The sequence below is a fragment of the Methanopyrus sp. genome (genome assembly GCF_053997775.1).
On record NZ_JBMXXF010000027.1, the window covers coordinates 12946 to 24325 of the forward strand.

General features: G+C 67.0%; 9 protein-coding genes. 8 read left to right on the top strand and 1 reads right to left on the bottom strand.

Annotation, left to right across the window (positions count from 1 at the left end):
• The 7 genes from ACXJJV_RS03985 (at window position 1) to ACXJJV_RS04015 (ending at window position 10085) form a co-directional block, all read left to right on the top strand.
• Window positions 1-2844 (top strand): DNA-directed RNA polymerase subunit A', encoded by a 2844-nt coding sequence (locus tag ACXJJV_RS03985; protein WP_456466889.1) that lies wholly within the window; start codon window positions 1-3, stop codon window positions 2842-2844.
• A gap of 114 nt (window positions 2845-2958) precedes the next feature.
• On the top strand, window positions 2959-4158 hold the full coding sequence (locus ACXJJV_RS03990) for a hypothetical protein (RefSeq protein WP_456466920.1): 1200 nt from the start codon (window positions 2959-2961) through the stop codon (window positions 4156-4158).
• Window positions 4159-4282: 124 nt separating this feature from the next.
• The gene (locus tag ACXJJV_RS03995) at window positions 4283-4609 is read left to right on the top strand and encodes a 50S ribosomal protein L30e (RefSeq protein WP_456466921.1); all 327 of its coding nucleotides are present in this window, start codon (window positions 4283-4285) and stop codon (window positions 4607-4609) included.
• 20 nt (window positions 4610-4629) lie between these two features.
• Window positions 4630-5058, top strand: a complete 429-nt coding sequence (locus ACXJJV_RS04000) for a NusA-like transcription termination signal-binding factor (RefSeq protein WP_456466890.1) — start codon at window positions 4630-4632, stop codon at window positions 5056-5058.
• A gap of 29 nt (window positions 5059-5087) precedes the next feature.
• Entirely contained in the window at window positions 5088-5531 is a 444-nt protein-coding gene (locus tag ACXJJV_RS04005) for a 30S ribosomal protein S12 (RefSeq protein ID WP_456466891.1), read from the top strand.
• 81 nt (window positions 5532-5612) lie between these two features.
• Window positions 5613-6248, top strand: coding sequence for a 30S ribosomal protein S7 (locus tag ACXJJV_RS04010; RefSeq protein WP_456466922.1), 636 nt, complete (start codon window positions 5613-5615; stop codon window positions 6246-6248).
• A gap of 99 nt (window positions 6249-6347) precedes the next feature.
• Window positions 6348-10085: an elongation factor EF-2 gene (locus ACXJJV_RS04015; protein ID WP_456466923.1), complete on the top strand. Its 3738-nt coding sequence runs from the start codon at window positions 6348-6350 to the stop codon at window positions 10083-10085.
• Here the strand turns inward: ACXJJV_RS04015 and trpD are convergent.
• Entirely contained in the window at window positions 10082-11107 is a 1026-nt protein-coding gene (gene trpD, locus ACXJJV_RS04020; protein ID WP_456466892.1) for an anthranilate phosphoribosyltransferase, read from the bottom strand. The two genes, ACXJJV_RS04015 and trpD, sit on opposite strands and share 4 nt — an antisense overlap.
• 61 nt (window positions 11108-11168) lie before the next feature.
• Between trpD and ACXJJV_RS04025 the strand changes: the two genes are divergently transcribed.
• On the top strand, window positions 11169-11333 hold the full coding sequence (locus ACXJJV_RS04025; RefSeq protein WP_456466893.1) for a hypothetical protein: 165 nt from the start codon (window positions 11169-11171) through the stop codon (window positions 11331-11333).
• The last annotated feature ends 47 nt before the right edge of the window (window positions 11334-11380 follow it).

An 11380-nucleotide genomic window follows, 5' to 3' on the forward strand; every position in this document is an offset into this window, starting at 1 on the left:
ATGGTCGCCGAGGAGCCGCACGTTCAAGATCCACCCAAGTACGTGCGGCGGATCCTGTTCGGCATCCTCCCGCCCGAGAAGATCCGGAAGATGTCCAAGGTGGAGGTGACCACGCCGGAGACGTACGACGAGGACGGGTACCCCATCGAGGGCGGCGTGATGGACACGCGGATGGGCGTGATCGACCCGGGCCTGCGGTGTCGAACGTGCGGCCAGCCGGCGGGCAAGTGCCCCGGGCACTTCGGACACATCGAGCTGGCCCGCCCGGTCCTCCACCCGCGCTTCGCCGAGCGGATCAAGGACGTGCTCCGGGCCACGTGCCCGGAGTGCGGCCGGGTCCGGCTGCCGGAGGACGACATCGAGGAGTACCGGCGCGAGGTGCGCGAGGGCATCCGCCCCATCAAGTCGATCGCGGCGGAGGTGGTCGAGCGGGCGGAGGATCGAGAATCCTGCCCGCACTGCGGCGCCGAGGCGCCGAAGATCACGTACCAGAAGCCGACGACGATCCTGATGGACGACGAGCGGCTGTGGCCGGTGGACGTCCGCTCCTGGCTGGAGAAGATCCCGGACGGGGACGTGGAGATCCTCGGCTTCCACCCGGAGCGGGCCCGACCGGAGTGGGCGGTGCTCACGGTCCTCCCCGTGCCCCCCGTGACCATGCGCCCGTCGATCATCCTGGAGACGGGCGAGCGGGCGGAGGACGACCTCACGCACAAGCTGGTGGACATCGTCAGGGTCAACCTGCGGTTGAAGGAGTCGCTCGAGTCGGGCGCGCCGGAGCCCATCATCGAGGACCAGTGGGACCTGCTGCAGTACCACGTGACCACGTACATCGACAACGAGATCGGCGGCGTGCCCGTCGCCCGGCACCGGACGGGCGGCAAGCCGCTGAAGGGCATCGTGCAGCGGCTGAAGGGGAAGGAGGGACGGTTCCGGCAGAACCTGGCGGGCAAGCGCGTGAACTTCTCGGCGCGCTCCGTGATCACGCCCGACCCGGAGCTGGACCCGTTCACGCTCGGCGTGCCGAAGATGGTGGCCAAGGAGCTCACGGTGCCCGAGCGAGTCACCGAGTGGAACCTGGAGCGGCTGCGTAAGCTGGTGCTGAACGGCCCGGACAAGTACCCCGGCGCGAACTACGTGATCAAGCGGGATGGGAGCCGGATCCGGATCACGGAGGAGAACAAGGAGCAGGTGGCGGAGAACCTCGAGCCGGGCGACATCGTCGAGCGGCACCTCATGGACGGCGACCCGGTCATGTTCAACCGGCAGCCCACGCTGCACGTGCAGTCCGAGCTGGGCTTCCGGACGAAGGTCATGCCGGGCAAGACGTTCCGGCTGCCGGCCGCGTGCTACATGGGCGTGGGCTTCAACGCGGACTTCGACGGGGACGAGATGAACCTGCACGTGCCGCAGTCCGAGGAGGCCCGGGCCGAGGTGCACGAGCTGATGGGCGCGTACGTGTACCACCTGTGGCCGCCGAAGGACGGGCACCAGGACGTGCGCAACAGCCCCATCCACGAGGCGATCGTGGGCCTCCACCTGCTCTCGCGGGCGTGGATCCCGCTGGAGGAGGCGTACCAGCTCCTGGAGGAGGTGAAGAAGGAGGGCGACTGGTTCGACCCGTCCGAGGTGGAGCTCGAGCCGGAGGCGGAGTACTCGCGGGACTTCGAGCGGAAGATCCACCGGCTGGAGTTCGTGTGCGGGCACCCCAGCCCGGGCGAGCCGCTGGTCACGGGTCGACAGCTGCTGAGCGTGTTCCTACCGGAGTGGCTGGACGGGGTGAAGATCCGGAACCAGGTGTGCCCGGAGGACGAGGAGCACGGCACGGTGGTCATCAAGCGGGGGCGGATCGTGCGCGGGTTCCTCGACGAGAAGGTCGTGCACGGGATCATGGGCGAGCTCGTGCACCGGTACGCGGCGCGGAAGGTCTCGAAGGGCGAGGGGTACCCGTGGTTCGAGGCGGCGGAGCTCGCGCTCAAGGTGATGGACAAGGTCGGGCGGCTGGGCCTGCGGTTCGTCACGCGGTACGGGTTCACGCTGGGCATGGACGAGCTGGAGGAGATCTACCGGCGGTTCCGGGAGGAGGCGGAGAAAATCTGCCGGCGGGCGATCAAGCGGGCGCGGAAGCTCATCCGGGAGGGCGAGCGGCGGCTCCGGGAGGTCGAGGAGGAGGACGTGTGCAACCGGAGCCGAGTGGAGCGGGGCGAGATGATCGAGCGGAACATCGAGAGCGAGGTGATGGCCACCCTGGACCGCCCGCGGGCCGAGGTCGAGCGGCTGCTGGAGGAGAACCGGGACCTCTTCAACCCGGCGTACATCATGCCGGAGTCGGGCGCGCGGGGCAGCATCACGAACATCGCGCGCATGGCGCTGATCGGCGGGCAGCAGGCGATCATGGGCGAGCGACCGCACCGGGCCAAGCACAACACGGAGCACATCATGGAGAAGATCGTGAACTACTCATACACGGATCGCGTGACGCCGCACTTCGAGAAGAGCCTGATCCCGGGCATCAAGGAGGGCGGCTTCGTCCGACACGGCTTCTTCGAGGGCCTGGACATGGTCGAGTACTTCCTGCACGCGATGAGCGGTCGGGAGGGCCTGATCGACAAGGGCTTCCGCACGGCGGACTCGGGCTACCTGCACCGGCGGTACGTGACCACGGCGCTGGACCTCATCGTGGACGAGGACGGGCGCGTGCGTGACAGCGCGAACAACATCATCCAGCTGGCGTACGGCGAGGACCGGGTCGACCCGGCGAAGAAGTGGGGCGACGGCATGGACGTGGACCGCGTGCTGGACGTGGTCAAGGAGGTCGTGCTGGAGGAGGAAGAGGAGGAGTAGGGGGCCGCCCCGGTGAGCGGGCTTGAGGACCGGATCGAGGGGCTGCTCCGGGAGGTCTGCGAGGAGGAGGACGTGGAGCTGCCGGTTGCGCTCGAGCGGGAGATCGTGGAGCGGGTGGCCGAGGATGAGGACCTGAAGGAGGCGGACGAGGAGACCCTGCGCCGGGTCCTCCGCGCCCTCGTCCGGAACTACAAGGTCCGGATGATCGAGCCCGGCGACGCCGTGGGCGTGCTCGCCGCCCAGTCCATGTGCGAGCCGGCCACGCAGATGACGATGCGGACCTTCCACCTGGCCGGCGTGGCGGAGATCGACGTCACCACGGGAATCCCCGCCCTGGAGCGCGTCCTCTCCCTCCCCTACCAAGGACCCCCCACCTGGGTGATCTACCTGCGGTTGAAGGAGCCCTACAACCGGGACGAGGAGAAGGCGGAGGCCGTCGCCCGGAAGATCCGGGAGACCCGCTTCGAGGACCTGGTGCGCGAGATCGAGGTGAACCCGGAGGAGCGGGTGATCGAGGCGACCCTCGACCGGGAGGAGATGGAGCGCCTCGGGGTGGACGAGGACGAGCTGACCGAGTTCGTCCGGGAGTTCACCGGAGGGGCCTGCCAGGTGGAGGGGGACACCCTGCGCGTCGTCCTGACGGACGTGGAGTCGATCTCGGAGCTCGCGGAGCTGGCCAACGAGCTCCGGGAGGCGGTGGTCAAGGGGATCGAGGGCGTGCTGCACGCCTCGGTCCAGTACGACGAGGAGGAGGAAGAGTACTACATCCTGGTGCGCGGGAGCCCGGACGGCACCTCCGGCCGGCCGCCGAAGTGGATCTCGCGGCGGGCCCGGAACAGCAAGGTGGCCAAGCGCGCCTACCTCATGCTGAAGCTCATGCAGCTGGACGAGGTGGACGCGACGCGGGTGAACACGAACGACCCGAAGGTCATCGACGTGCTGCTCGGGATCGAGGCGGGCCGGAACGCGGTCATCGAGCAGCTGGAGGACGTGTACGAGAGCCAGGGTATCTCCGTCGACCGGCGGCACTTCATGCTGATCAGCGACATGATGGCCTTCTGGGGTGAGCTGCGGAGCGTGCGGTCGATGGGCGGGTACTCGATCATGGAGCTGAAGGGCAGCCCGCTGACCAAGGCGGCCTTCGAGTACGTGTCCCGGGTCCTGACGGAGACGGCCACGTCGGGCGACGTGGAGGAGCTGCGCGGCATCCTGGAGAACATCATCGTGGGCCGACCGGTCCCCGTGGGCACGGGCACGGTGGAGGTCACGGTCGACTACTCGCGGTTCCGGGAGGCGGAGGAGGAAGAGGAGTAGTATGCGGCCCTCGCGCCCGCGTTTCCGATCCGCGCCCCCGGCGGACCAAAACTTTTTATGCCCGGGCCCGCGCGCACGGGCCGAGACTACTTCTGCACCCTCGGGGTGCTGAGGGTTGGTCGACCTGCAGGAGATCGAGCGGCAGATTCGGATGGCGATCGAGACGGGAGAGGTGGTGCTCGGCTCGAACCAGACCATCAAGCTGCTGAAGCTCGGGAGGCCCCAGCTGGTGATCATGGCCGCGAACTGCCCCGCAGAGATCCGGGAGGACATCGAGTACTACGCGGAGCTGGCGGAGATCCCGGTCTTCGTGTACCCGGGCACGAGCCGGGAGCTGGGCGACGTCTGCGGCCGGCCGCACGTGGTCGCTTCCCTCGCCGTCCTGGACGAGGGCGAGTCCGAGCTGCTGTCCACGATCGAGGAGGCACTGGAGGAGGGCGTCTCCGAGTAGCGGGGAGGGGGTGAGAAACCGTGGCGTACAAGCTGGAAACCGAGCAGATTCGAATGATCGCCCTCTTCGAGAGCCTGACGGGCGCCCACGCCATCGACTGCGTGATCGACGACGAGCACGACCGCGTGATCTTCGTCGTCAAGGAGGGCCAGATCGGCCTGGCGATCGGCCGGCGCGGTCAGAACGTCAAGCGGGTGCAGGAGCAGCTCGGCATGGAGGTGGAGGTGGTCGAGTACTCGGACGACCCGGAGAAGTTCATCAAGAACGCCCTCTTCCCCGCCCGCGTGAAGAGCGTCCGCGTCACCGAGCGCGACAACAAGAAGATCGCGATCGTGGACGTGCCCGAATCCGAACGGGGCCGCGCCATCGGCAAGGGCGGCAGGAACATAAAGAAGGCCCGGATCCTCGCCGAGCGACTGCACGACATCGACGACATCGTGGTCACGTAACGAGACGACGCGCCGCGGGGTGAGCGCCCGTGCCCGGCAAGAAGAGCCCACAGGGTGAGTTCGCGGCGCGCAAGCTCCGGGAGAAGCGGAAGAAGTTCCGGTGGAAGGACGAGCGGTACAAGCGCCGCATGCTGCGACTCGACGAGAAGGCGGACCCGCTGGAGGGCGCGCCCCAGGCCCGAGGCATCGTCCTCGAGAAGGTGGGAGTCGAGGCCAAGCAGCCCAACTCCGCCATCCGAAAGTGCGTCCGCGTCCAGCTGATCAAGAACGGCAAGCAGGTCACCGCCTTCTGCCCGGGAGACGGCGCGATCGACTACATCGACGAGCACGACGAGGTCGTCATCGAGGGCATCGGCGGCCCCAAGGGCCGCGCCAAGGGCGACATCCCGGGCGTGCGATACAAGGTCGTCAAGGTGAACGACGTGGCGCTCTCCGAGCTGCTGAAGGGTAAGATCGAGAAGCCCATGCGCTGAGGGGTGCCACGCATGGCGGAGGAGCCGGAGGCCGAGACCGAGGCCACCGAGGAGGAGGCCACCGAGACCGAGGAACCCGGAATGGAGGCCAGCGCCCGCCGCTGGAAGGTCGTCTACTCCGACCTGGAGGGCAACCCGTACCTGGAGAACCTCAACCGGATGAAGGTCTTCGGCAAGTGGGACCCCACCGAGGTGGAGGTCCGGGACCCGGGCCTCCGGGACTACATCTGCCTCAAGCCCACGTACCTACCGCACACCGGCGGCCGTCACGCCAAGAAGCGGTTCGCGAAGTCCGAGGTCCCCATCGTCGAGCGACTCATGAACAAGCTGATGCGCACGCAGAAGAACACGGGCAAGAAGCACCTGGCGTATAAGATCGTGAAGAAGGCGTTCGACATCATCCACGAGCGCACGGGCGAGAACCCCATCCAGGTCCTCGTCCAGGCCGTGGAGAACGCGGCCCCGCGCGAGGAGACCACGCGCATCATCTACGGAGGTATCACGTACCACGAGGCCGTGGACTGCTCCCCACAGCGCCGCGTCGACCTCGCCCTACGATTCATCGCGGAGGGCACCCAGCAGCGCGCCTTCCGAAACCCCAAGCCCGTGGAGGAGTGCCTGGCCGAGGAGATCATCGCGGCCGCGAAGTACGACACCGACTGCTACTCGATCCAGAAGAAGGAGGAGATCGAGCGCATCGCCGAGGCCTCGCGGTAAGCCACTATTTTTTTATCCATTTCGACTACGGCCGGCCCGAAGCCGGGGGTGTCCCCCGTGGGCCGTAAGGAGAAGATGGCCCAGAAGTGCCGCGAGCTGATGACCGAGCCGGAGAAGATCCGAAACATCGGCATCATCGCGCACATCGACCACGGCAAGTGCGTGGCCCCGGAGACCAAGATCTGCCTGGCGGACGGCCGGTTCGTCCGGGCCGACGAGCTGTTCGAGGAGCTGAAGGAGCGCGGCAGGCTCGTGAAGCGTGACGAGAACGAGGAGGTTTACGAGCTGGAGAAGCCCGTCGAGGTCTCCTCCCTGGACAAGGACTCCGTGGAGATCGTGAAGGGCGAGATCACGCACGTGTGGCGCCTGAAGGCGGACAAGCTCGTGGAGGTCGAGGTGAAGAACGGTAGGAGCATCCGCACGACCCCGGAGCACAAGTTCCTCGTCCTGGATCCCTCGGGCGAGATCGTCGAGAAGAGGGCCGACGAGCTGGAGGTCGGAGATTACATCGTGTGCACCCAGAAGCTGGTCCACGAAGGGATGAGCGAGGAGGAGCTCAAGCGCGAGGTGTTCCGCAGACTCGGAAGGAACTTCTTCGTCCACCTACCGGAAGAGGAGGCGGAGAGCGTTCTCGAGCTGGCCAAGGAGCGCGGCATTAAGGCGCTGTGGGAAGAGCTGGAGGTGGACATCAAAGAGAACTCCTTCTACTACCAGTTGCGGAAGGGTCGGATCCGGGCCGACATCCTCGTCGACCTGGCGGAAGAGTTGAGCATCGATCTAGCGGATCTCTACGACGCTGTCGAGGTCTCCTACCGGTCGAACACCAAGTCGACGAAGCCCATCCGGCTGCCCGAGCCGGAGGACCTGTTTTACCTGGCGGGTCTCATGTTCGGTGACGGGTGCTGGAACCAGCTCACCAACGGATCCGAGGCCATCCTGGAGGAAGTGAAGAGGATCGCGAGGGACATGGGACTAGAGGTCAAGGTCAGGGAGTACGAGGACGCGACCGAGAGGATCGACTTCCCGGAGACCGTTCCGAGGATCCTGGAGGCACTCTTCGACTACCCGAGGAGGAAGAAGGCCCACAGGATCCGGGTCAACGACTTCCTGGCCAGGGCGCCGCTGGACTGCATCGCCGAGTTCATCCGCGGGTACTTCGACGCGGACGGCGCCGTGGAGGAGGGCCGGAGCGCGGTCTCGGTGACCTCCGTGAGCCGGGAGTTCCTGGAGGACCTCCAGCTCCTCCTGCAGAAGTTCGACGTGGCCAGCTACCTCAGGGAGGGAGACGGTGCCTACACCCTGTACGTGTCGGGCGCCCGGTCGCTCGAGAGGTTCCCGGGCTTCCGGGAGCCCGAGAAGGCGAAGAAGCTGAAGAAACTGATGGAGAAGGCGTCGTCCTCGGAGCTCGAGCGGGTGCCGATCAGCGGTGAGGTCCTCCGGGAGGTTCGCGGTGACGTTCCAACCACGAGGATGTTCAACGGTTACTCGAACTACGAGGGCGACCAGGTGGGCCTGACTAAGTCGAGCCTCGAGAAGGTGATCAGCACCCTGGAGGAGGCCGGGGTCGAGGGTGAGGCGCTCGAGAGGCTGAGGGCGCTGGCCAAGGACGACGTCTGTTTCCTGGAGGTGGTGCGCGTCGAGGAGGTCGAGTACGAGGGTTACGTGTACGACTTCACGGTCGAAGAGTATCACAACTTCGCCGCGGACGGGTTCGTGGTGCACAACACGACGCTGTCCGATCAGCTGCTGGCCGGTGCGGGGATGATCTCGGAGGAGCTGGCGGGCGATCAGCTCGTCCTGGACTTCGACGAGATGGAGCAGGAGCGGGGCATCACCATCGACGCGGCGAACGTGAGCATGGTGCACGAGTACGAGGGTGAGGAGTACCTGATCAACCTGATCGACACGCCGGGTCACGTGGATTTCTCGGGCGACGTGACGCGGGCGATGCGGGCCGTGGACGGTGCGATCGTGGTCGTCTGCGCGGTCGAGGGTGTGATGCCGCAGACGGAGACCGTGCTTCGGCAGGCGCTGCGGGAGCGCGTGAAGCCGGTCCTGTACATCAACAAGGTGGACCGGTTGATCACGGAGCTTAAGCTGAGCCCGGAGGAGATGCAGCAGCGGTTCATGGAGATCATCACCGAGGTGAACAAGATGATCGAGCAGATGGCGCCGAAGGAGTTCCGGGACGAGTGGAAGGTGAGCGTGGAGGACGGTTCGGTCGCGTTCGGTAGCGCGTACTACGGTTGGGGGATCAGCTACCCGTTCATGGAGAAGACGGGGATCACGTTCAAGGACATCATCGAGGCGTGTCAGGAGGGTCCGGACGCGCAGAAGGAGCTGGCGCAGGAGGCCCCGGTGTACCAGGTCGTGCTGGACATGGTCGTGAAGCACCTGCCGGACCCGGTCACGGCGCAGGAGTACCGTATCGAGCAGATCTGGCCGGGTGATCCGGAGAGTGAGGACGGGAAGATGCTGCGGAAGTGCGACCCGGACGGGAAGCTGGCGATGGTCGTGACGGACGTGCGCATCGACGAGCACGCGGGTGAGGTGGCGACGGGCCGCGTGTACTCGGGCACGATCCGGGAGGGTCAGGAGGTCTACCTGGCGAGCGCGCAGCGGGAGGACCGGGTGCAGCAGGTGGGCATCTACATGGGTCCGGACCGGATCCGGACGGACGAGGTGCCGGCGGGTAACATCGCGGCGGTGACGGGTCTGCGGGACGTGTGGGCGGGCGAGACGGTCACGGATCCGGAGGACCCGATCGAGCCGTTCGAGGAGCTGAAGCACTTCGCGGAGCCGGTGGTGACGGTCGCGGTGGAGGCCAAGAACACGAAGGATCTGCCCAAGCTGATCGAGATCCTGCACCAGATCGCGAAGGAGGATCCGACGGTCGAGGTGAAGATCGACGAGGAGACGGGGCAGCACCTGGTCTCGGGCATGGGCGAGCTGCACCTGGAGATCATCGCGCACCGGATCAAGGAGCGCGGCGTGGACATCAAGGTGTCCGAGCCGATCGTGGTGTATCGGGAGGGCGTGTTCGGCGTCTGCGATGACGAGGTGGAGGGCAAGTCCCCGAACAAGCACAACCGGTTCTACGTGACGATCGAGCCCGTGGAGGAGGAGATCATCGAGGCCATCGAGGAGGGTCAAATCAACCCGGAGGAGATGAAGCGGAAGGAGCTGGAGGAGGCGCTGATCGAGCACGGGATGGACCGGGACGACGCGAAGGCCGTGGAGGCGGTGAAGGGCACGAACTTCTTCCTGGACAAGACGGTGGGCGTGCAGTACCTGAACGAGGTCATGGAGCTGCTGGTGGAGGGCTTCGAGGAGGCGATGGAGGAGGGTCCGCTGGCCAAGGAGCCGTGCCGCGGCGTGAAGGTCATCCTGACGGACGCGGAGATCCACGAGGACCCGGTGCACCGCGGCCCGGCCCAGGTGATCCCGGCGATCAAGAAGGCGATCTACGGGGGCATGCTCCTGGCGGACACGCACCTGCTGGAGCCCATCCAGTACGTGTACGTGACCGTCCCGCAGGACTACATGGGCGCGGTCACGAAGGAGATCCAGAACCGGCGCGGTACGATCGAGGACATCCAGCAGGAGGGTGACACGGTCATCATCAAGGCCAAGGCGCCGGTCGCCGAGATGTTCGGCTTCGCGAACGACATCCGGTCCGCGACGGAGGGCCGCGCGATCTGGACCACGGAGCACGCCGGGTACGAGCGCGTCCCGGAGGACATGGAGGAGGACATCATCCGGGAGATCCGGGAGCGGAAGGGGCTGAAGCCGGAGCCGCCGAAGCCGGAGGACTACATCGAGGAGTACGGCGGCTAGCCCCGGGACAGCTCCACCACCCGCTCCAGCACGCGCCCCGGCTCCCCCTCCTCGATCGCCTCCAACGCCCGGTCCACGCCCTCCTCGATCGAGTCCACCGCGCCCCCCACGAAGAGCGCCGCCCCCGCGTTGAATGCCGTCATCTGCACCTTCGGGTGATCCTGCGGCAGGTTACCGCTCAGCAATTCCCGCGCCTCCTCCGCCGCCTCCCGCGGGCCCGAACCGGCCACGTCCTCCGGTTCCGCCCGGTCCAGCCCCACGTCCTCCGGGGCGATCGTGTCCGGCCCCTCCACCTCCCCGTCCTCCACGTACACGACCTTGTTCTCGCACGTCACGCTGAGCTCGTCCACCCCGTCCACCCCGTACACCACCACGGCCCGCTCGACGTCGAGCTCCGCTAGGGCGCCCGCCACCAGCCCCAGCAGTCGCTCCGAGTACACCCCCACCACCTGACCCGTGAGCGCCTCCCGGGCCGGGTTGGTCAGCGGTCCGAGCACGTTGAACACCGTCCGCACGCCCAGCTCCCGGCGCACGGGCATGACGTTCCGCATCGCCGGGTGGTACCGCGGGGCGAACATGAACCCGAACCCCGCCTCCTCGATGCACCGCTCCACCACCTCGGGCCCCGCGTCCAGGTTCACGCCCAGCTCCTCCATCAGGTCCGCGCTCCCGCACGAGCTCGTCACGCTCCGATTCCCGTGCTTCGCCACCGGCACGCCGGCGGCCGCGGCCGTGAGCCCCGCCAGCGTGCTGGCGTTGAACGTGTCCAGCCGGTCACCACCGGTCCCCGCCGTGTCCACGAGCGCGTCCACGCTGGGCCGCACGCGGACGGCGTGCTCCATCATCCCCTCCACGAACCCGGCCAGCTCCTCGGGCGCGTACCCCTTGCAGCGCAGCGCGACCAGGATGCCGGCCACCTGCACCTCGGACAGCTCCCCACCCACGATCCGGCTCATCAGCTCCCGCGCCTCCCGCCGGGAGAGGTCCTCCCCGCGGATGAGCCGCTCCAGCACCTCGCTCACGCCCGGGACCCCCGTGCCGCTTTTTACCGGCCGGCGCGCCGGTCGGTCGGGGGTGAGGATCATGGTAAAGAGCTCGCACGTGCCTATAGTCTCACCGAACGACCCGGCGATCGTCTGCCCGAACTGCACGAAGGAGGAGTACAAGAAGGCGGTGAAGAGGCGGCGGAAGCTGGAGTTCGCGGGGCTGTGCGAGGAGTGCGGTAGTGCCGCCTTCTACGAGTACTAGCGCCGCACGCCCCGGCCCAATCGTTACGAGTATCGTAACGAACCTCC